Origin of the sequence: Flavobacterium sp. RSP46 (assembly GCF_003984825.1) — a bacterium.
GTDB lineage: Bacteria > Bacteroidota > Bacteroidia > Flavobacteriales > Flavobacteriaceae > Flavobacterium.
In genome coordinates this window covers 230,834-253,491 of the sequence record NZ_RYDM01000001.1, presented here as the reverse complement: position 1 = coordinate 253,491, position 22,658 = coordinate 230,834, and the positions used below count along the sequence as shown (strand labels likewise).

At 36.6% G+C, this 22,658-nt stretch carries 19 protein-coding genes; 6 read left to right on the top strand and 13 right to left on the bottom strand.

The genetic code is table 11. From position 1 onward, the window contains the following. Window positions 1-295 precede the first annotated feature (295 nt). Genes glmS through EKM01_RS01130 form a run of 3 tightly spaced genes read right to left on the bottom strand, consistent with a single transcriptional unit; the run spans window position 296 to window position 4,569 of the window. Window positions 296-2,143, bottom strand: coding sequence for a glutamine--fructose-6-phosphate transaminase (isomerizing) (gene glmS / locus EKM01_RS01140; RefSeq protein ID WP_126766346.1), 1,848 nt, complete (start codon window positions 2,141-2,143; stop codon window positions 296-298). A gap of 9 nt (window positions 2,144-2,152) precedes the next feature. Further along, a complete protein-coding gene (locus EKM01_RS01135) occupies window positions 2,153-3,742 on the bottom strand; it encodes a DUF4270 domain-containing protein (RefSeq protein ID WP_126766342.1) in 1,590 nt (529 codons plus the stop codon). A gap of 20 nt (window positions 3,743-3,762) precedes the next feature. After that, window positions 3,763-4,569, bottom strand: a complete 807-nt coding sequence (locus EKM01_RS01130; protein ID WP_126457938.1) for a glycogen/starch synthase — start codon at window positions 4,567-4,569, stop codon at window positions 3,763-3,765. Window positions 4,570-4,677: 108 nt separating this feature from the next. Here EKM01_RS01130 and panC point away from each other — a divergent pair, with 108 nt between their 5' ends. The 4 genes from panC (at window position 4,678) to EKM01_RS01110 (ending at window position 9,834) form a co-directional block, all read left to right on the top strand. Further along, complete coding sequence (gene panC, locus EKM01_RS01125; RefSeq protein ID WP_126561311.1) at window positions 4,678-5,526, top strand: pantoate--beta-alanine ligase; 849 nt, start codon at window positions 4,678-4,680, stop codon at window positions 5,524-5,526. A 14-nt stretch (window positions 5,527-5,540) separates the two neighbouring features. Then, complete coding sequence (gene panD / locus EKM01_RS01120; RefSeq protein WP_126451936.1) at window positions 5,541-5,891, top strand: aspartate 1-decarboxylase; 351 nt, start codon at window positions 5,541-5,543, stop codon at window positions 5,889-5,891. A gap of 235 nt (window positions 5,892-6,126) precedes the next feature. Further along, window positions 6,127-7,488 (top strand): DNA repair protein RadA, encoded by a 1,362-nt coding sequence (radA, locus tag EKM01_RS01115; RefSeq protein ID WP_126766337.1) that lies wholly within the window; start codon window positions 6,127-6,129, stop codon window positions 7,486-7,488. Between the two features lie 378 nt (window positions 7,489-7,866). After that, window positions 7,867-9,834 (top strand): transglycosylase domain-containing protein, encoded by a 1,968-nt coding sequence (locus EKM01_RS01110; protein ID WP_126766334.1) that lies wholly within the window; start codon window positions 7,867-7,869, stop codon window positions 9,832-9,834. 50 nt (window positions 9,835-9,884) lie between these two features. Here EKM01_RS01110 and EKM01_RS01105 read toward each other — a convergent pair whose 3' ends face one another. The 3 genes from EKM01_RS01105 to EKM01_RS01095 form a co-directional block, all read right to left on the bottom strand. Beyond that, window positions 9,885-10,922, bottom strand: coding sequence for an aldo/keto reductase (locus EKM01_RS01105; RefSeq protein ID WP_126766329.1), 1,038 nt, complete (start codon window positions 10,920-10,922; stop codon window positions 9,885-9,887). A 355-nt stretch (window positions 10,923-11,277) separates the two neighbouring features. Continuing rightward, window positions 11,278-12,219 (bottom strand): OmpA family protein, encoded by a 942-nt coding sequence (locus EKM01_RS01100; RefSeq protein WP_126742137.1) that lies wholly within the window; start codon window positions 12,217-12,219, stop codon window positions 11,278-11,280. Window positions 12,220-12,391: 172 nt separating this feature from the next. Further along, entirely contained in the window at window positions 12,392-13,153 is a 762-nt protein-coding gene (locus tag EKM01_RS01095; RefSeq protein ID WP_126457920.1) for an exodeoxyribonuclease III, read from the bottom strand. Between the two features lie 199 nt (window positions 13,154-13,352). Here EKM01_RS01095 and EKM01_RS01090 point away from each other — a divergent pair, with 199 nt between their 5' ends. Further along, the gene (locus EKM01_RS01090; RefSeq protein WP_126457917.1) at window positions 13,353-15,155 is read left to right on the top strand and encodes a lysophospholipid acyltransferase family protein; all 1,803 of its coding nucleotides are present in this window, start codon (window positions 13,353-13,355) and stop codon (window positions 15,153-15,155) included. Between the two features lie 275 nt (window positions 15,156-15,430). Here the strand turns inward: EKM01_RS01090 and EKM01_RS01085 are convergent, their stop codons facing one another. Further along, window positions 15,431-15,712, bottom strand: coding sequence for a TM2 domain-containing protein (locus tag EKM01_RS01085; RefSeq protein ID WP_126451929.1), 282 nt, complete (start codon window positions 15,710-15,712; stop codon window positions 15,431-15,433). A 444-nt stretch (window positions 15,713-16,156) separates the two neighbouring features. Then, complete coding sequence (locus EKM01_RS01080; protein ID WP_126766324.1) at window positions 16,157-17,104, bottom strand: 2-hydroxyacid dehydrogenase; 948 nt, start codon at window positions 17,102-17,104, stop codon at window positions 16,157-16,159. Window positions 17,105-17,248: 144 nt separating this feature from the next. On the opposite strand from EKM01_RS01080, the gene nhaA reads away from it, so the two are divergent. Continuing rightward, complete coding sequence (gene nhaA / locus EKM01_RS01075) at window positions 17,249-18,418, top strand: Na+/H+ antiporter NhaA (RefSeq protein ID WP_126451927.1); 1,170 nt, start codon at window positions 17,249-17,251, stop codon at window positions 18,416-18,418. 70 nt (window positions 18,419-18,488) lie between these two features. Here the strand turns inward: nhaA and EKM01_RS01070 are convergent, their stop codons facing one another. The 5 genes from EKM01_RS01070 to rsmA all read right to left on the bottom strand — a co-directional run bounded on the left by EKM01_RS01070 (window position 18,489) and on the right by rsmA (window position 22,561). Then, window positions 18,489-18,905 carry a hypothetical protein gene (locus EKM01_RS01070; RefSeq protein WP_126552962.1) on the bottom strand — a complete coding sequence of 139 codons (417 nt, stop codon included), beginning with the start codon at window positions 18,903-18,905 and terminating at the stop codon, window positions 18,489-18,491. Window positions 18,906-18,969: 64 nt separating this feature from the next. Then, window positions 18,970-19,350, bottom strand: coding sequence for a Dabb family protein (locus EKM01_RS01065; protein ID WP_126766319.1), 381 nt, complete (start codon window positions 19,348-19,350; stop codon window positions 18,970-18,972). A gap of 143 nt (window positions 19,351-19,493) precedes the next feature. After that, window positions 19,494-20,270 carry a pyrroline-5-carboxylate reductase gene (gene proC, locus EKM01_RS01060; protein ID WP_126576997.1) on the bottom strand — a complete coding sequence of 259 codons (777 nt, stop codon included), beginning with the start codon at window positions 20,268-20,270 and terminating at the stop codon, window positions 19,494-19,496. A 169-nt stretch (window positions 20,271-20,439) separates the two neighbouring features. Next, window positions 20,440-21,792, bottom strand: coding sequence for a magnesium transporter (gene mgtE / locus EKM01_RS01055; RefSeq protein WP_126552959.1), 1,353 nt, complete (start codon window positions 21,790-21,792; stop codon window positions 20,440-20,442). Continuing rightward, the gene (rsmA, locus tag EKM01_RS01050; protein WP_126457893.1) at window positions 21,782-22,561 is read right to left on the bottom strand and encodes a 16S rRNA (adenine(1518)-N(6)/adenine(1519)-N(6))-dimethyltransferase RsmA; all 780 of its coding nucleotides are present in this window, start codon (window positions 22,559-22,561) and stop codon (window positions 21,782-21,784) included. The genes mgtE and rsmA overlap by 11 nt, the downstream gene beginning before the upstream one ends. Between the last annotated feature and the right edge of the window lie 97 nt (window positions 22,562-22,658).

The window sequence follows — 22,658 nt, the reverse complement described above, 5'->3', positions numbered from 1 at the left end:
TTTGCCTCATTTGCAGTTATTCTACATTTATATTTTATTTCAAAATGTTAAAATTTAGATTAAAAAATCAAAATTTCACTATGCATGCATATAAAAAATACATTTATCACAAAATTATTATTGATTTTTGGATATATGATAAAAGTGTCAAAAGAGCAAAACATTTATGATTCGTTTGTATTTCGGAAAAAAATTAAAGACAAAAGAAGTACTAATAAAAAAAGCCTCGAAAGTTTTTCTTTCGAGGCTGGCACTACTAAAAAGGATATCAGTAATATCCCTATTATATTTTATTTTATTCTACAGTAACCGACTTTGCTAAATTACGAGGTTGATCTACATTGCATTCCCGCATAACAGCAATATGGTACGACAAGAGCTGTAACGGAATTGTAGTTATCAGCGGCGATAAAGCATCTGAAGTTTCTGGTATTTCGATAACATAATCTGCTAACTCCCTAACTTGAGTATCGCCTTTAGTCACCACTGCTATAATTTTACCACTTCTGGATTTTATTTCTTGTATATTACTTACAATTTTATCGTAATGGCCTTGTTTAGGCGCAATAACGACTACTGGCATGTGTTCATCTATCAGTGCAATTGGTCCATGTTTCATTTCAGCAGCAGGATAACCTTCAGCATGAATATAGGAAATCTCTTTTAGCTTTAAGGCTCCTTCAAGCGCTACAGGAAAGTTATAGCCTCTCCCCAGATAAAGACAATTTGGAGCATCTTTAAACATCGCCGCAATTTCTTTTGCTCTCTCGTTTGTCTCTAAAGCTTCTTTTACTTTTTCAGGTATAATTTCTAATTCCTGTAAATAAGCATGAAAAACAGAATTTGACAATGTCCCTTTGGCTTTAGCCAAACGCAACGCAATCATAGTCAAAACCGTAATTTGAGTGGTAAAAGCCTTGGTCGAAGCAACACCTATCTCAGGTCCGGCATGTGTATAGGCTCCAGCATGTGTTTCTCTAGAAATAGAAGAACCTACCACATTGCATACTCCAAAAACAAATGCCCCGTTTTCTTTGGCTAACTTAATTGCTGCCATTGTATCTGCTGTTTCTCCAGATTGAGAGATGGCGATCACAACATCTTTACTGTTAATTATAGGATTTCTATAACGGAATTCTGATGCATATTCAACTTCAACTGGGATACGGGCAAATTCTTCAAATATATATTCCGCAACTAAACCGGCATGCCAAGAAGTACCGCAAGCAACGATTATAATTCTATCGGCGTTTAAAAATTTTTCTAAATTATCTTCCACACCAGACATTTGAATCAATCCCTGATTAGCATGAAGCCTTCCACGATAAGTATCTTTGATAACACTTGGCTGCTCATAAATTTCTTTCAGCATGAAATGATCATATCCTCCTTTTTCAATTTGCTCCAAATTCATTTGAAGTTCCTGAATATTCGGATTTACTAAAGAATCATCTTTAATTTTTCGGATTTTCATCGGTTTGTGCAACCTGATATTCGCCATTTCACCGTCTTCTAAATAAATAGCATTCGATGTATATTCTATGAATGGGGAAGCATCAGAAGCAATGAAAAACTCTCCTTCTCCAACACCTATAGCCAATGGACTTCCCAGACGGGCAGCCACAATTTCATTTGGATTTTTTTTGTCAAAAACAGCAACTGCATAAGCGCCCACCACTTGGTTTAAAGCGACCTGGACTGCTTTGCCTAATTTTAGATTGTCTTTTTTTTGTACTTCTTCAATTAGATTCACTAACACCTCGGTATCCGTATCTGAATGAAATACATACCCTCTTTTTATCAACTCTGCCTTTAAGGGCGAATAGTTTTCAATAATTCCGTTATGGATTATAGCTAGATCTCCCGAATTAGAAAGATGCGGATGCGAATTTACATCATTAGGAACTCCATGAGTAGCCCAACGTGTGTGTCCTATTCCAATTGTTCCGTTGGTAGTAATGCTAGAAGAAGCTCTCTCCTCCAGATCAGAAACCTTTCCTTTTGTCTTACACAGTTTCAAGTTTTCGCCATCATATAGCATGACACCGGCACTATCATACCCTCTGTACTCAAGCCTTTTTAATCCCTTTATTACAATAGGATAAGCTTCTCTATAACCGATATATCCAACGATTCCACACATAAATTTGACTTAATTTGGTTTTGTATAAAAAATTTCAAGTTTCAATCGTTTATCAACTGGGACGGTAGATTTTGAGCCATATAAAATAGTTCCCAAAGGACTCATAACAGAAGCTTTTGGCGCTCCGGTGATAAAAGAATTAGGAGTTCTCAATTTATGGGAAGGAAATACACTGATGTCTTCGGTAACAACAACACCTAATTTGACATTAGTTGAATCCTTAACATTGATAAGATTTCGTATTTGATTGGTTATTCTAATCTTGTATGTCAACCCTTTTTTGGAAGTAGCATTTACGTTAATATTCCCATCAAAAACTGTTTTTGCTTTTTTGAGATTGGCAGTATTAGACGTTAAGTCCATATAATAATCCACAATAGGCCGATTATTATTAAAATCATATAGATAGATCCTTTTTGGTTCATAACTACCTGACATAGCCTCCGCATCAATATGAAAAACAAGACTTGCTTCATTGATCAACCAGCCACTGTTCCTAATGGCTTCTAACTGACCCGGAGTGTTAAAAAGACTCAATACTGCAACTGATCCTTGACCCCCTTTAAGGTATAATTTCTCGTCTCCTTCCGAAGTATTTCCCGTATTAGGCAAAGCATTATAGGCAAGTCCGCTACTTCCAAAATTGTTTTCTAACAAACTAACACAGTTTCCTGTCAGGTTCATCACTATGGTTTTTTTAACTCGTGTTGGGCTCCCTCCAGTAGTTGAGGCCAAATCTTCATTATATTTTATCGTAATTTTTCCTGCTTTAAAGTCCAACATTGCTAAATTACCAGCACTTCCTGCCACTTTCTCCATTTTAAAGTACAGGCCTCTAAAATAGTCTTTAAAAACATCATTTGTTGTTAATTTCCCCGAAGCAACAGCATCTATTATTCTTGTCTTAAAATAGCCTCTATTTAGACTGATTTGCATTCCTGGAGCCGTTCTTGTTGTGGTAACAGCATTAGTTAAGGAATCCGTAACCGCAACTACATGCTCTGCAGGATTAAAGAAAAAAGCATCGTTTTGTGCTGTATCCACAGCGTCATTTAAACGACTGGATACTTTAACATTATCAAATTCTGTATTTTGGTTTGTAAAATAATTTTGAGCCTGTTGAAAACCACCTACCGGATCCGCATCTCTCATGTAGTAACCCGACTCATAGATGCTAATTTTCATTTTAGCTTTTTCGGCACCATAAATTGAATCTAAGCGATACACATTTCCCGTTGTGGTAGACGAGGAGGTCAATGTGCTAAAATATGGAATTGTCAAGATTACACTTTCTATATAAGGGTTTGCACCTATAGTAGTTATAGGAGTGACCAATGTCAATTGTGTACCATAATTTGCTGTTACTTCGCCAAAATTAGGATTATTAAAAATCCCTAAAGGACTTACCGCAAGATTATTAGATTGTATTGGCCCCGTTTTTTGATTGTAGGCTATTACATCATACGTTTCTTTTTCCAGGTTAAAATTATTTTCACCTATTAAACCCGCTCCAATTTCATTATAATCTTTATCACAAGAATATAAAAAAGCAATACTTGCCACTACCAGAATTTTCTTAAAGAAAGAATTATTGTACATATTTAATAAAAAAGTTTAATTTAAAGAACCTCGTTTCTGTAGAAATTAGTATAAGCTTCCGCGAATGCATCTTTCGGGACGAAAGATAAAAAAGGTTTTCCTGAAGATTCTATAAATTTTGTTAAACTTGAAGACAGGTTTTCCGAGGCAATAATCACAGCGTCAGAATGTTTTATCGTGGCCTTAATAATATTTTCATAATCCGGGATTTCAAGATCAGCAATATCTTCTTTAGGTATACCATCAAATTTTACTTTATTAATCATTCCAGCATCTAAAGTTCCTTCAAAAGACTGACTGTAAACCGATGTAACGATTTTTGTCTCTGAAAACAATGCTTCATTTTTATAATAATGTTTCATGTAAATGGGCAACATTGCCGCCATCCAGCCATGAACATGAATAATATCTGGCACCCAATTGAGTTTTTTCACGGTTTCTACCACTCCTTTTGCAAAGAAAATAGCACGCTCATCGTTATCCGGATACATCACGCCTTCTTCATCTGCAAAAGTCGCTTTGCGCTTGAAATATTCATCATTATCAATAAAATACACTTGTATTCGTTCCTTTGGTATAGATGCCACTTTAATAATCAAAGGCATATCCAAGTCATTCACTACCAAATTCATGCCCGAAAGTCTGATAACTTCGTGCAACTGATGTCTTCTCTCGTTAATATTTCCATACCTTGGCATAAAAATTCTTATCTGTCCGCCTTGATCATTAATCATTTTTGGAACGTCATAAGACATTAAAGAAACCTCGTTTTCAGCGAGATAAGGCACCACTTCAGATGATACGTATAATATCCTCTTATCTTTCATATTATAATTTACTTAATTTATTGGCAATAAAAACAGTGCAAAATTACAATAATTTATGCAGTTATTAACTAAAATAGTAAGTTTGCATTTAATTTTAATAATACAGTCATGCCTATTTTCTACGGAAAAGCATCTTTAATGAACTATTTGAAACCTATAAAAGCACTTCACTCCACCATTGGATTTGTTCCAACTATGGGTGCTTTACACCAAGGTCATCTGGCATTAATGCAAAAATCATTGTTGGAAAATGAGAATACGGTAGTGAGTATTTTTGTCAATCCTACTCAATTCAACAATTCCGAAGATCTGGCAAAATACCCAAGAACATTTGATGAAGACGTAAAAAAACTTACGGCTTTGAATCCAAATATCATTTTATACGCCCCTGAGGTGGTCGATATTTATGATGGAACACCCCTTGCTGAACATTTTGATTTTGATGGACTTGAAAATCAAATGGAAGGCAAGTTCAGACCCGGGCATTTTAATGGTGTCGGTACAATTGTAAAACGTCTTTTTGAGATTGTTCAACCTACAAAAGCCTATTTTGGGGAAAAAGATTTTCAGCAATTGCAAATCGTAAAAAAAATGGTAGCTAAAAACCATTTAAACATAACCATAATTGGCTGCCCCATTTTTAGAGAGCCTAACAATCTGGCCATGAGTTCCAGAAATGAGCGTTTATCAGCTCTGGAAAGAGCCGAAGCAGCTATCATCTACAAAATATTAACTTCTGTAAAAGCCCAATTTTTTACAAAAAGTACCGCAGAAATTTCAGAATGGGTTCAAAAATCATTCCGGAACAATCCTACTTTTGTACTGGAATATTTCGTTATTGCTGATGAAGCAACCCTGCTTCCGTGTACCCGAAAATATAAAAATAAAAAATACCGTGCCTTTATTGTTGTAATAGTCAACAATATTCGTTTGATTGACACCATTTCATTAAATTAATTTACTTTTGTAGCATGCAAATTCAAGTTTTAAAATCAAAAATTCACCGCGTTAAAGTAACGGGAGCCGATCTGAATTATATCGGAAGTATTACCATTGACGAAACGTTACTGGATGCTTCTAACATCATTGAGGGGGAGAAAGTGTCTATTGTAAACATCAATAATGGTGAACGTTTTGAAACCTACGCCATCAAAGGCGAAAGAAATTCAGGAACCATAACCCTCAACGGACCTGCGGCCAGAAAAGTGCAAAAAGACGACATCATCATCATCATCTCATACGCAACAATGGAATTTGAAGAAGCCAAAACCTTCAAGCCTTGGGTTGTTTTTCCCAATGAAAAAGACAATTCTTTGACCTAAAACATTCCATTCTAAAACGGCTCTTTATGGTATCGTTTATGATACGCAAAAGGCCCTTGTCACTTCCAGCCACTGATGCTCTATTTTTTAAATAAGAAAAATAAAAGCAACAGTGGCTAATTTTTTATAATGTAGTATATTGCTTCTCCTAGTGAGCGTGAAATACCCGTACTTTAACCAAACGGTTGCTACTAGAAAAACAGGATGCTATGAAAAGCCAAATACCAAAAAAATAATGTCAAAAGTAAAAACAACTTTTTTTTGCCAAAACTGTAGCGCACAATATGCCAAATGGCAAGGACAATGCAATTCCTGTAAAGAATGGAATACAATAGCAGAAGAAATTATACAGAAACAAGAAAAAACAGCTTGGAAAAGCGAAACTACTTCTAGCAGTAAAGCACCAAAACCGTTACGAATAAACGAAATTGATTCTGCTCAGGAAATCCGAATGGACACGACAGATGGCGAACTAAATCGCGTTCTGGGTGGCGGAATCGTTCCCGGCTCCTTGATCCTTTTAGGTGGTGAACCCGGCATAGGAAAAAGCACACTGTTGCTCCAAATCTCTTTAAAATTACCGTATAAAACTTTATATGTTTCAGGCGAGGAAAGTCAGAAACAAATAAAAATGCGTGCCGAAAGAATCACGCCCAGCGGTGACAATTGCTATATTCTTACCGAAACCAAAACCCAAAACATCTTCAAGCAAATTGAAGCCATACAACCGGAAATCGTGATTATCGATTCCATTCAAACCTTGCATACGGATTATATCGAATCCACTCCCGGCAGTATTTCTCAAATACGGGAAACCACTGCCGAACTAATCAAATTTGCCAAAGAAACTAATATTCCAGTGATTCTGATTGGTCATATCACCAAAGACGGTAACATTGCCGGACCAAAAATCCTAGAACACATGGTGGACACAGTTTTGCAGTTTGAAGGTGACCGAAATCACGTATATCGCATTTTACGTTCGTTAAAAAACCGTTTCGGATCCACTGCTGAAATTGGTATTTATGAAATGCTGGGCAATGGTTTACGCGAAGTTTCGAATCCATCCGAAATACTGATTTCGCATAAAGACGAGGAATTATCGGGAACAGCAATTGCTTCAACTTTAGAAGGCATGCGCCCGTTGATGATTGAAATTCAAGCCTTGGTAAGCACCGCCGTTTATGGAACGCCACAACGCAGCACGACGGGGTATAACGCCAAAAGACTTAATATGATTCTAGCCGTTTTAGAGAAAAGAGCCGGTTTTAGGCTTGGCGCCAAAGACGTTTTCCTGAACATAACCGGAGGAATTTCAGTAGATGATCCGGCGATAGATTTGGCTGTAGTTGCCGCCATTTTGTCCTCGAATGAAGATATAGCAGTCAATAAAGATTTTTGCTTTGCCGGCGAAGTGGGACTTTCCGGTGAAATACGTCCGGTAAACCGTGTAGACCAACGCATTCAGGAAGCGGAAAAATTAGGTTTTTCGACCATTTTTGTTTCTAAATACAATAAAATTGCATTGAAAAATACCGGAATTAACATTCGATTAGTAGCCAAAATTGAAGATGTGGCGAGTGAGTTGTTTGGATGATATTTGTTGACAAATCTAAAATAACGTTTCTCTTATACATTTAGTGTTGCAACTAATTGTGATTGTTTGGTTTACGACGCAGAAGTTGTAGTCTTGATTTGTTTTCAAATACTCTAAGGGCACGGATTGCAAATCCGTTATCGGGATATAAAAAACCGAAATCCAATTACTAATGGCACTGCTGCCGCTAATATCAAAAACTACAACGCAGAAATGTTGTAGTTTTTTTATGTCCTAAAATGGAATAGTATTAATTTTATCCAATCAAAACTATAAAGAAAATTATAAAAAACTCAGCTTTAGTATTATTTTCCTTTTCTTTATGAATAATATTATAAACGCCTTGTATTTTAGATTCTTTTATTTTTAAAACTGTTTATGAAAACCAAAAAACAAAACATAATTCTAGCAACAAAAATACTTTTTGTATTGTTTACCACTATAATTATTGCTTTTTACCTCTTTCGTGATGCCGTTTTACAGCAAACCATTGCAAAAGTTTCCCATGAAATGAAAATGGATTACAACAGTACTTTTACGATAAAAAAAGCTTCTTTTGAAGGATTGTCCGGTCTAAATCTTACTGAAATCATTTTGGTTCCAAAAAATGCCGATACGCTTTTTAAAATTAAAAAATTAAAAACCAGCGTTAATTTGTGGCATTTGATAACCGGCGACCTACAACTTGGTACTTTAGAGGTTCAGAATGGTTTTATTCAATTAGTGAAAAAAGGGAAAAAGGGAAATTACGATGCTTTTTTAAAGAGTGACAATCAAACACCAGTACAAAATGAGAAAAGAGATTACGCTCAATTTGCCTACAGAATCATCTCAAAAGTACTAAATTTAGTTCCAACTGATATGATTCTGAACAATCTTTCGATCCGAATTAACGATAACGAAAAAAAAACAAACATCAATTTCCAAAAATTGCGATTGGTCAACAAGCAACTTGAAACTGCTATTCAAGTGCAAACCAACACCTTTACTCAGCACTGGAAAATTAAAGGATTTGCCGATCCCAGAAATAAAAAAGCCGATATTAGATTCGTTAATATCGACACCGGTGCCATCAAAATGCCGTATTTAGACGAGCGGTTCAACCTAAAATCAAGCTTTGACTCCATTCGTTTGAATATTCAAAACATAGATAAAGACGGTGATGAATTGCATATCGATGGGTTTATGGCTATTGCTAATTTAAAACTCAACCATCCTAAAATCGCCAGCAAAGATGTATTGCTAAAAAACGCCAAATTTGACTACCGTTTTCTTTTGGGTTCTGATTTTATTTCGATTGACAGCACCTCAACAGTTCAGTTAAACAAGATAAAATTTCATCCTTATGTGGCTTATGAAACTGAAAAAGACACGATTTATAAACTCAAAGTGAATATTCCAAAAATGAACGCGCAGGATTTTATCACTTCGCTTCCAGACGGTTTATTTGCCAATTTTCAAGGCATGAAAGCCAGTGGTACTTTTGATTACAAATTGGACTTTGCATTCAACCAAAACAAACCCAATCAACTGGTTTTTGACAGCAAACTAAAAAAAGAAAATCTAAAAATTACAAAATACGGTGAAGCCAACCTGAACAAACTCAATGGCGAATTTGTGTATCGCGCACTTATAAAGAACGTGTTGCAACGTCCGGTTTTAGTGGGCTCTGCTAATCCAAATTTCACGCCACTGGACCAAATTTCACCCTATTTACGAAAGTCGGTTTTGACAACGGAAGATCCTTCTTTCTTTTCGCATCGTGGTTTTATCAGCGAAGCTTTCAAACAATCCATCATCAAAAACATAAAAACTAAAAAGTTTTCCCGCGGCGCCAGTACCATCAGCATGCAATTAGTGAAAAATGTTTTTCTGAGTCGGGAAAAAACTGTTTCCCGTAAACTGGAAGAAATTTTATTGGTTTATATTCTGGAAAACAACCGGATTGTAAGCAAGGAACGCATGCTCGAAGTGTATTTAAATATTATCGAATGGGGTCCAAATGTATATGGAATTGGCGAAGCAAGTCAGTTTTACTTTCAAAAAACGCCTTTGGAATTATCGCTGAACGAATGCTTGTATCTTGCCAGAATCATTCCAAGTCCTAAGAAATTCATGTATCAGTTTAACGATCAAGGGATGTTGAAAGATTTTGCTGTAAAACAAGAGTTGTTCTTAACCAATATTATGTTTCGAAGAGGGCTTTTGACTCCTGAAGACACGATTTACAAGTCCTTACCAATATTGATTTCAGGACCTGCAAAATCTTTTATCAAATTCAAAATACAAGATTCAACACAAATAAAAGTGGATTCTTTATCGGTTGACGATGAATTTGATCTGTAATATTGAAAACAACCCTGTCCAATTTCAAAAATCAGACAGGGTTGTTTCATTTAAGGTGCCGGATCCGGAATCACGGCTTGCACTTCATCAATCGCTTTTAAGATTTCATCCGAAAGTGACACTTGAATGGTATCAATATTTTCTTTTAATTGTTCCAATGTGGTTGCGCCAATAATCGTGCTGGTTACAAACAGCTGTTGGGCTATAAATGCCAACGACAATTCCGTCAAGGTCAATCCGTTTTTCTTAGCGATTTCCTGATATAGCCGCGTGGCTTCAGTGGATTGTGGACTGCTATATCTGGAATACTGCGGAAACAATTTGATTCTGGCATTTGGATGCGCTTCGCCAGTAAGGAATTTACCGGACAAAACGCCAAAAGCCATTGGAGAATAAGCCAATAAACCAACATTTTCTCTCAGGCAAATTTCAGCGGACCCGTTTTCAAAAAGTCGGTTCAATAACGAATACGGATTTTGAATCGTCTTTATTCTTGGCAGATTATTGTATTTGCTTTCCTCCAGAAAACGCATAATTCCCCAAGGATTTTCATTTGAAAGACCTATGTGATTTATTTTTCCTTCCTTGACAAAACCGTCTAATGCTTCCAGCACATTATGAATATTATCTTCCCAAGCATCGTCTTGCACTTTGAAACCGCGTTGTCCAAAATAATTGGTTTTACGTTCCGGCCAATGCAATTGGTACACATCCAGATAATCAGTTTGCAGGCGTTGCAAACTACTGTCCAATGCAAACTTGATACTGGCGGGCGAAAAATCTAATTTTTCTCTCATGTAGCCAAAATTAGGATTGGGTCCGGCAATTTTGGAGGCCAAAACAATTTCTTCTCTTTTCCCTGTTTTCTTGAACCAGGTTCCAAGGATTTTCTCTGTACTTCCATAGGTTTCCTGACGCCCCGGAATAGAATACATTTCGGCAGTATCAAAGAAATTGACTCCATTTTCAAAAGCATAATCCATTTGTGCGTGACCATCAGCTTCTGTGTTTTGTTGCCCAAAAGTCATGGTTCCAAGGCAAATTTTGCTGACTTTTATATCAGTATTTGGTAATGTTGTATATTTCATATTTAAGGAAATTGTATTTTATTTTCGAAAACAAAGATAAAATTAGTTTGCGGTTACGATTTAGTGTTAACAGAAAATTGACAAAAGTTTACAGGATGTTAAAAAAATAACCGCGAATTCGCAAATTAAAAGCCCTTGAAACGAAAGATAAAATTAGCGAATTAGCGGTTAAGAAAAGGTTCCTTTTTTAAATCATTAAGAGATTAAGTTTCATTAAGAATTCACGCATAATTTTCTTAATTCCTTAATGGTTAAACTTATAAAACTGGAGATTATTTTATAAAATATCCCGTAGAGAACAAAAAAAGGTTCAAAGCATACACTCTGAACCTTTCTATACTTTAACCTTTAAACCTTAATTTATTTCATTCAGCATTTCGGCAATTTCATCTAATCTTGGGGTAAGAATGATTTCGATTCTGCGGTTCTTCGCTTTTCCGTCAGCAGTTGCATTGCTGGCTAGCGGAGAGAACTCTCCTCGTCCTGCGGCGGTAAGACTTTGTTTGTTGATTTTTGAGTTTTCGCTCAAAATAGCTACGATTGCGGTGGCTCTTTTGGTTGATAAATCCCAGTTATCCGCAATTGGTCCAGAAGCTGAAAAAGCATCATCATCCGTATGTCCTTCAATAAGAACGGAGATTTCAGGATTGTCTCCTAAAACTTTACCTAATTCTACTACTGCCTTTTTCCCTTCGGAACCTACTGACCAACTTCCGGAATTGAAGAGCAGTTTGTTCTCCATGGATACGTATACTTTTCCATTTTTTTGTTCGACAGTCAATCCTTTTCCTTCAAAACTATTCAAAGCATTAGAGAGTGTTTCTTTTAGTTTTTTCATGTTGGCTTCTTTGGCGGCGATCAAGTCTTCTAATTCTTGCAAACGCTGGGCACTTTTGCTCAAACGCTCTTGTTCTACTGCCAACGCTTTTGCTTTCTCATCCAATTGGCCTAGTAAATCACGATTTTTATTCATGTTACTTTGTAAAGCCTCTCCGCTGTTTTTCTCTAAAGCGGCATAGGAATCCTGCAGGACTTCGAGTTTGTTTTGAGCAGCAGCATAATCTGCTTTCAATTTATCAAGTGCTGCTTTAGAAGCACTCAAGTCAGAAGTTAAAGCAGTTCTATCTAAATCCAATTGGTTTTTAGTTTTCAGCAAATCTTCATTTTCGTCCGTTAGGCTTCGGTTTTCCTTTTTGGAATCCGCATACTTGCTTTCTAAGTCATTGTATATTTTTTTTGACACGCAGGATGTTGAAAGTGCCAATACGAGTAATCCTAAGGAAAAATTTTTAATCATTTTAATGGTGTTTATATCGTTTTTATTGTTGTTTTGAAATCAAAAATTTGAATTGCATTCGGATACCCTAGCCCCGATAGAAGTGAAAATCCTTTTCTCTCGTTTTTTAACGAGAGAAAAGATTGTAACGGATAGCGGGAAATAGCTCCTCCTTTGGCTGCGCTAAAGATGATTACTCTAATTCTACCAAGACCGGGCAATGATCTGAATGTACGGCATCTGATAAAATAACGGCTCTTTTGAGTTTATGTTTCAAAGAATTGGCAACTAAATTATAATCGATGCGCCACCCTTTGTTATTCCCTCTGGCTCCAGCGCGGTAACTCCACCAGGAATACTGGTGCGGTTCACTGTTGAAATGGCGAAAACTATCGACAAATCCGGACTTTATAAATCCGTCAAGCCAGGTTCTTTCATGGGGTAAAAATCCGGAAACGGTCTTGTTTCTAATTGGGTCATGAATGTCAATTGCCTCATGGCAAATGTTGTAATCGCCACAGATAATCAAGTTTGGCGTTTCTTTTTTGAGTTCATCAATATAATTCTTAAAATCATCCATAAACATGAATTTATGGTCGAGTCGCTCCATATTTGTCCCAGATGGCAGGTACAAACTCATCACGGAAAAATCATCAAAATCAGCCCGAAGATTTCTTCCTTCAAAATCCATGTGGTGAATTCCGGTTCCGTGGACCACATTATTAGGTTTGATCTTTGAAAGAATCGCTACGCCGCTGTACCCTTTTTTAGTGGCTGAATAATAATATTGATACGGATACCCTGCCTTTGCAATAGCCTCCACAGGAATTTGATCCTCAGTGGCTTTGATTTCCTGTAGGCAAATAATGTCGGGATTTGCCTGTTGCAGCCAATCGATAAATCCTTTTGAAATTGCGGCTCTAATTCCGTTGACGTTGTATGAAATAATTCTCATAAAGTGTGTATTTGAATTTCTGTAGAAATAAATAATTCCCAAATGGTATTAGAAATGCATTTTTAGAATCTGTCAGAAAAAATCATGGTGTGTATATAACGATTTCAAATGTAATAAAAAAGTACAAGTTTGACTCAGAAAAATAGAGAAAATGGAGTTTTTTGCTATCTTTGTTTCTTGCTTTAAAAGAAAAAAATTCATGGGTTTAGTAACCGCCAAAGAAGTTGCAAAAGCAATAAATGCTGATAAGTATGGAGTTCTAGGTACCTTCTCAGGATGGATGCTTATGAAGGTGCTAAAGATTTCTACCTTAAACAAAATGTACGACAGAAATAAGCATTTGAAAGATGTTAATTTCCTGAATGGAATATTAGATGATTTACAAATAAAATTTGAAATTCCGGAAGAGGATTTAAAGCGCCTGCCAAAAGAAGGAGCTTACATCACGATTTCAAACCATCCACTGGGAGGAATTGACGGGGTTTTATTATTGAAATTAATGCTGGAGAGAGAACCCAATTTCAAGATTATTGCTAATTTTCTTTTACACCGAATTAAGCCGCTCAAAAAATACATCATGCCTGTGAATCCTTTTGAAAATCATAAGGATGCTAAATCAAGCGTGGTGGGAATCAAGGAAACACTGCGTCATTTAAGCGATGGAAAACCCTTAGGCATGTTTCCCGCAGGCGAAGTCTCTACCTATAAAGATGGTAAGTTAATGGTAGATAAGCCTTGGGAAGAAGGAGCTATCAAAGTAATTAGAAAAGCGCAGGTGCCTGTGGTTCCTATTTATTTTCATGCTAAAAACAGTCGATTATTTTATTTGCTTTCTAAAATAAGCGGGACTTTTAGAACGGCAAAACTGCCTTCGGAAGTCTTTAGCCAGAAACGCCGTGTGATCAAAGTGCGTATTGGTAAACCAATTTCCGTAAGCGAACAAAATGAGCACAAGACTTTAGAGGAATACTCTGAGTTTTTAAGAAAAAAAACGTACATGTTGGCCAATCCTTTTGAGAAAGAAATTCCTTTTTTGCCAACGCCTACTTTAAAAATTCCTAAAAGCCCAAAGACAATTGTCACTGCTGCCAACAGCGAAAAGATGATTGCCGAAGTTGATGCCGCCAGAAATAGCGATTGCCGACTTTTACAAAGTAAAAATTATGAGGTTTTCTTTTCTGAAGCCACTAAAATTCCAAATATCCTGCATGAAATAGGACGTCTTAGAGAAATCACTTTCAGAGAAGTAGGCGAAGGAACCAATGAGTCTATTGATTTAGACAAGCACGATAAATATTATCATCACTTGTTTTTATGGGATAATGAAGCCCATAAGATTGCCGGTGCGTACCGAATGGGATTGGGTTCAGAAATTTATCCGAAGTATGGAATCAATGGATTCTACCTCAACGATCTGTTTAGGTTTGAGCCCGAATTACATGATATGATGCACAAATCTATCGAAATGGGACGCGCTTTTATCATCAAAGAGTACCAACAAAAACCAATGCCGCTTTTCCTGCTTTGGAAAGGAATTATGCATACCACCTTACGCTATCCCGAACATAAATTTTTATTGGGAGGCGTGAGTATCAGTAATCAATTTTCAGATTTTTCTAAATCCTTAATGATTGAATTTATGAAATCCAATTATTATGATCCGTACATTGCGCAATACATTCATCCCAAAAAAGCGTATAAAGTAAAATTAAAAGATGCCGATAAGGATTTTATTTTTAACGAAACCGAATCGGATTTGAATAAGTTTGATAAAATTATCGACGAGCTGGAACCGGGAAGTTTGCGTTTGCCGGTTTTAATCAAAAAATACATCAAACAAAATGCAAAAGTGGTCGCATTTAATGTGGATCCGTTGTTTAATAATGCCGTAGACGGATTGATGTACATCAGGATTGCAGACATTCCGGAAAGTACCATGAAGCCCGTAATGGAAGAATTCCAGAAAGAATTGGAGCGGAAACTGAGCGAGAAAGAAGATTAATTTCAGAATTACATTAAATAAGTAAGTCGAAAGTTTAAAAGTCGTAAAGTCAAAAGAATTAACTTTAAGTAAAACAACTTTAAATCAGATTGTTACATAATTTTATCCTGATTTTAAAATACGACATTATACTATGGTTATTACTTAGTTGCTAGAAATTTTACAAATCAGCACAAAATTAATTCGTGGCAATTAGTGAAATTTGTGGTAGAAAAATACCCCCAAATAGTGTCTGACTTTTTGGGGACAGTCTAAAACCGGGATTTTTTTATGTTTTAAAACCAAGCCTTTTTACCTACTTGATACATTTGGTAAAACTCCTCGTCAGATTTTGTCAAATAAATTATTCCTTCGATAATACCTAAAATGTATGTCACCGTTCCGCAGGTAAAAAGACTAATTACCAACCATATTATCCCTTCAGTAGTATACCCCAATAGGAATTTATGAATCGCAAGAGGACCTAAAAGTATCGCTAAAATTCCGGCAGGCAGCTTTTTATTGTTTTGACGAACTGGCAGCGGATTATTCCAATTTTCAATCTTCGAATTTTGCATAAATAATTTGTATTAGATTGTTTTTCAATGGTTAAAAATATAAAAATTATTGAAACACTCTACCAATTGGTTCAAAAATTCGGTTTTATTTCCTCCACTATTCAAAACCCATCCGAATTTTCTAGGGTTACAAACCTCCATAACACCCACAATTATTACACCTTCATCTGATAATTTTGCAATAAACGTTCTAAATCATCAACTGTAAAATTTTGCACGAACCGTTTTCGCTTGGCTTAAAATGATTGGTACCATCCATAAACGGCTGCCATTGGATAGAACAGTCCTTCCCTATTTTGTCTTTCCACCAAAAAGTAAAACGATCCGAATTGGTTTTTAAACCAATATGTTATATTCGCAACAAGCGACGAGTTTTAGGGATTTTTACTTTAAAGAAGAAACTCCAATTCCCGTATTGCGCTGCTACGGCACGACAAATTTTACCTAACTAAGATACTTTGCTTTTATTTTATCAACGATCACTTGTGCCAATCGTTCATGGCTTTCGAAAGTCCAACCGGCAATATGTGGCGTCAGAATTGCGTTTTTGGCTTTCAACAAATACTGAAAAGCCTCTGGTGTGTTTTTATCGTTAAAAAGGGTTTCAAAAGACAACTTCTCATATTCCAGAACATCTAAACCTGCTCCGAGAATTTTCCCGGATTGCATGGCAGTAACCAAATCAGCAGTGACAATATTCTTGCCTCGAGAGGTATTTATAATCCAAAAAGGCTTAAGAAATCCATTGATAAAATCAGCATTCACCATTTTATTTGTTTCGGAAGTCCATGGAATATGCAAACTCACTACATCTACTTTTTGCTGAAATTCTGCTAAGGAAACCTGCTTCGCATTAGCATCACCCACATTTTCCTGAATGTCATAACACAAGACTTCGACATCAAAACCACGGAGTTTTTTGGCAAATGATTTTCCCATGTTTCCGTACCCGATAATTCCAACGGTTTTACCGTCAAGTTCCTGACCGCGATTGCTTTCCCGGTTCCAATGGCCTGCTCGTATCTCGCTGTCAGCTTGATTCAATTTATTAAAAATGGATAAGATCATACCCAAGGTGTGTTCAGCAACAGCGTTTCTATTTCCTTCTGGAGCGGCAATAAGTGTAATGTTTTTAGATTCTGCATGCTCGCAATCAATGCTTTCCAGTCCGGCTCCAACGCGAGCGATGAATTGCAAATTAGTAGCTTTGTCCAAGAATGTTTTGTCAATCTTGAAACGGCTTCGAATCACAACTCCTTGATAATCCTGAATTTTAGCTTCGATTTCTTCTTTTGAAGAAGTAAAATCACTGTGATTGATAAATCCGGATTTTTGCAATTCATTCCACAGTAAGGAATGATTGCTGTCGATATGAAGTATTTTGATGGTCATAATTGCTTTGTTTTTGCTACATCAAAGAAACAAAAAAATTACGGTTTATACTTTTAAGAACGGAAATTAGCTTTCAAAAGCTTAAATTTGCAGAATTCCTATTCATCATTTATACTATTAATTATAGAAAAAGAAAAACAACAAATGAGATTAACAAAAACATTCAAAGCCTTTTTTGAAAACGAAAAAGCGGGAGGTCTTTTATTACTCCTAGTTACGATACTCTCTCTTCTATTTGCTAATTCCCCTTTTCAAACTGACTATATTGCCTTTTGGGAAACCAATGTCGGCAACCATTCGATCACCCACTGGATCAATGACGGACTGATGACTATCTTCTTTCTTTTGATTGGTTTAGAGCTAGAACGGGAGATCTACAAAGGAGAATTGTCAAGTATTAGAAATGCCACTTTACCTGTTTTTGGTGCTTTAGGCGGGATGATTGTTCCGGCGGGAATTTTTTTACTGCTCAATTTTGGAACTCCCACACAAAATGGTGCCGGTATTCCTATGGCTACTGACATTGCCTTTGCAATTGGAGTTTTATCGCTTTTAGGAAATCGGGTTCCTACCTCGCTGAAAGTATTCCTTACTGCCCTTGCTGTAATTGACGACTTAGGGGCTATTTTGGTAATTGCTGTTTTTTATACAAAAACAATTGCTTTTACCAATCTGTTTATTGCTTTTGCCATTATGGGTGGTTTATTTATCCTGAACAAAAGAAAGGTTCACAACCTTATCCCCTATTTAATTGGGGGTGCTGCTATGTGGTATTTTATGCTGAATTCAGGTGTTCACGCCACAATTACCGGAGTGTTATTGGCTTTTGTCATTCCGTTTGGAGACGGAGGCAAGAAAACATCATCTTATAAATTACAGCATTTTTTGCACAAACCGGTTGCATTTTTGATTCTGCCGCTCTTTGCCATCGCCAATACCAGTATTGCCATTGGTTCTGATTGGTCAGAAGGATTGAATCATACCAATACAATTGGGATCATGCTGGGACTTGTGGTGGGAAAACCTCTTGGAATTTGGCTTTTCTCCTTTTTAGGAGTGAGTTTAGGCATTTGCACGTTGCCCAAAGATTTAAATTGGAAAAAAATAATTGGGGCAGGAATGCTTGGTGGAATTGGGTTCACCATGTCCATTTTCATTACCCTTCTTGCTTTCAAAGAAAGTGGTAAAGAGGTTATTACATACTCTAAAATTGCCATTCTGATTGCTTCTTTTGTTGCTGGTCTGACGGGTTTCTTCTGGTTGAAATATACCTTAAGAAAACAATCTAAAAAGAAGAAAACAGCACTAGTATAAAACATATTGTGATCCTAAAAAGCCTTGTTTAAGCAATTAAACGAGGCTTTTTTATGTTCAATAATTGCTTCTATTTTGAATAACTTATCGCAAAACTATTTTTAAAATCTCTTTTTTTAATAAATAAATAAAGCATGAATGGAATAATCATCACAGGAGAAAATTTTTGAAGTACTGCAAATTGAATAACCAAACCGGTTACCACCATTCCGGTCAGTATTCCGAATCCAAGATTGTACGTAAGACTGGGATTTATGCTCAGTACTTTCGTTTCTCCCGCCTTTAGCACTATCTCTTCTGTTTGAAAAGAAGTTCCATCACCAATTTCTATGGTATGTTTTCCGGGCAAAACACGGTATTCTTTCCGGTTGTTGCTGTAGTTCATTTCACACTCCGTTTTGCTATCAATACGTACTACATAGCGATTGGCTTCATTGTAAATACCACTGCTTTTAGACATTCTGAAAACAATTGTGCTCTGATTCATGTTTGATTTTTTACGGTTTACTATGCAGAAAAATTGTTCTTTAATTATTTACTGCGATTTCTGTTTACTTATTCGTCCAATAATCTACTACGGTAACTTTATCTGGTGCCGGACTCAAAACAGCCACAAAAGCTTTGTGATCCGGATGAATTAAATATGCATCTCTGTCCGCTTCGCTGGTGAAAGTCAACACAAAACAATGGGTCAAACCATTATTCAGGTTTTCAGGACTGTTATTAATTCCCCATTCATACGCTTTGATCAATTTGATTTTATGTTCTAAGTTCCCAAAAGCAGTGACCACTTTTTCAATTGCCACCGCATCTGTACCAGGTTTCCAACCAAACATCACTACATGTTTAAGGATTTGTTTTTGTTCGTCTTTTTGCGCATTCACAGTATAACTTGAAATTAAAATAAGGATTAATAGGAGTAGTTTTTTCATGGTTGTTTTTTTCAAATATAAGATTTATTTGAGTGTTAATACAAATATGAAATGTCAATATTCATCCCTTTTAAGAAAAAAATTGCGCAAAGTCGGAGACGTTTGCGCAGCATAATTAACGAAAAAATTACAAAACTATACGCCTACCCCTTGATTTGTTTCAATGACGTCTTAATACCTCGTATCAGGGACGAACTGAATCCGTGCATTTCCATTTCGTTCAATCCGGCTATTGTACAGCCTTGTGGCGTGGTGACACGGTCAATTAATTGTTCCGGGTGTACTTTTTCTTCTAGTAGCATTTCGGCAGCACCTTTTACCGTTTGTGCCGAGATGGCTAAGGCGGTCTGCCAGTCAAATCCTATTTCGATACCGGCTTGCATTGAGGCCCGAATGTAGCGCAAGGCAAAAGCGGTTCCGCTGGCCGCCAAAACGGTTGCAGCATCCATTAATTTTTCGTCAATAATAGGAGCGGTTCCCAAATTCTGAAAAAGGGAAACAACATCTTGTGCCTGCTCTTTGTCTTTTTCATTAAACGCAATACAGGTGGCTGAGGCGCCAAACTGTGCCGCGATATTGGGCATGATTCGGATGGCACTATTAGCCGTACCGATTTTGTTTTGCAGATTTTCTATCGACAATCCACTCACTGCCGAGGCGATGATTTTATTAGAAATTACGGGAAGAATTTCGGCCAAAACAGTGTCTACTTGGTATGGTTTGATGGTCAAAATAATGACATCGGCTTCCTGAATCTGATGCATATTATTGGTAGAAACTGTTGCTCCTAATTTTTCAAGATACAGAATGCTGGAGGTGTTTCTTCGGGTTATGGTAACTTGGTCATCTGGCGAAAATTTTGATAATCCTAATGCGATAGAAACTCCTAAGTTTCCTCCGCCAATAATGTGTACTTTCATGCTGGTTGTGGTTTTTCCTCTCCCCTCCAGAAGCTTTGGGACTTTCCAAAAGAAAGCAAGCCGTCTGGAAAAAGTGTTGGTTGTATAGTTATAGATGTATTCGTTTGTTGTTGTATTTCCTATCTATTCTCTTTGTTCTCTATTCTTTTTCTCTTCTCTTACTTCTATCTTAAAACCCTAAAATCATTTTTGCTATCGAAAAATAAATCAAAATGCCACAAATATCATTACTGGTTGTAATAAACGGACCAGTTGCCAATGCGGGATCAATACCAAATTTATCCAGCAATAACGGGATAAAAGTCCCTATTAATGAAGCAATAATAATTACTGAAATTAATGCTACGCAGATAATAACGCCAATTATCATTTCAACATCCAATAGAAAATGACTTCCTAAAAATAATATTGTAGCCAGAATCAATCCATTTAATAAACTTAGGGAGACTTCCTTAACTAATCTATTAAATAGCGATCCGCTCAACGTATTATTAGCCAAACCCTGTACAATAATTGCCGAGGATTGTACACCGACATTTCCTGCCATCGCAGCAATAAGGGGCGTGAAAAAGAATAAATTACCATGTTGCAGCATTGCGCCTTCAAACAATCCCAACACTTTTACGGAGATAAAACCGCCTAAAAGAGCCAAAACTAACCAAGGCAACCGTGCTTTTGTATGTTCAAATATGCTGTCATCTGCCTCAACATCTTGCGAGATACCTGCAGCCAACTGGTAATCCTGATCGGCTTCATCCTTGATTACATCCACAATGTCATCAATAGTGATTCGACCCACTAACCTTCCTAATTCATCTACAACAGGAATAGCTTCTAAATCATATTTCTGCATAATTCGGGCTACCTCAACATCTTCTGTATCTACTTTTACGGAGTTTAATTTCCGGATGTACACATCATTAATTGGGGTTCTGGAAGAAGTGGTCAATAAATCCTTGAGGGATAAACGCCCTTTCAATCGGTCTTCATCATCCACCACATAAATCGAATGGACTCTGGAGATATTTTCGGCCTGAATGCGCATTTCTTTGACACAGGTAAGCACATTCCAATTTTCATTGACTTTTACCAATTCCTTGTGCATGATTCCACCGGCGGTATCTTCGTCATAGCGCAATAAGTCAACAATATCTTTGGCATGTTCTACATCCTGAAGTTCTGATATTACTTCGGCTTTCAAATCTTGTGAAAGCTCCGCTATAATATCAGCTGCATCATTGGTTTCCAGCTCATCTAACTCTTCTGCAATTTCTTTTGGCGAAAGCCTGCTTAATATATTTTCCCGCAAATCATCTTCTAGTTCCAGAAGAATTTCAGCAGTTTTTTCACTGTCTAATACTTTAAAAATATAGGTCGCTTCATTAAAATCAAGCTCATCGAGAATTTCAGCAATATCAGCATGGTGCATATCATTCAATAATACTTCCAGTTGCTGGTCGTTTTTGTTTTGAATGAGTTGCTCTAATTCCTGAATTAATCCTTTGCTGATTTTAAACTCCATCGGCTTCTATTTTTTGGGTGAGTGCTATAAACTGTGCTACATTTAATTGTTCTGGTCGAAGGTTGAAAATTTCATCCTCTCTCAAACTATCCGACAAATTTAAGGTTTTTAAACTATTTCGTAACGTTTTACGTCTCTGCTGAAAAGCAGTTTTCACTACCGTAAAAAACAATTTTTCACCACATGGCAAGCTGTAATCTTTTTTTCTGCGCAAACGTAAAACACCTGATTTTACCTTTGGCGGTGGAATAAAAACATGTTCGTCTACCGTAAATAAATACTCGGCATCATAAAAAGCCTGTACCAAAACCGACAGTATTCCATACGCTTTTGTTCCCTTTTTTTCACAAATGCGTTGCGCCACTTCTTTCTGGAACATTCCGGCAAATTCCGGAATTTGGTGGCGATATTCCAATGTTTTAAAAACAATTTGTGTCGAAATGTTATACGGGAAATTCCCAATGATTGCGAACTGCTTTCCTTCAAAAACTTCGTTAATGTTGTATTTTAGGAAATCTTTAGAAATAATTTTATCTTTTAATTTTGGATAATTTTCGTCTAAATACGTCACTGATTCCGCATCGATTTCAATAACGTAGGTGTTCACCGGTTTATCCAACAAATATTTTGTCAAAACGCCCATTCCTGGTCCTATCTCCAGTACATCATCATACCCTTCTAAGTTCAATGTATCTGCAATGTCTTTGGCAATACTTTCGTCTTTCAAGAAGTGTTGTCCGAGGTGTTTTTTTGCTTTTACTTTTTCCATGTTTGTCTTTGCGAGGCACGAAGCAATCTCACTTTATTGTTAGGTTTATTTTGCCCCTAAGGCACTACTGTATTGTATTAAATATCCAGAAAACTAT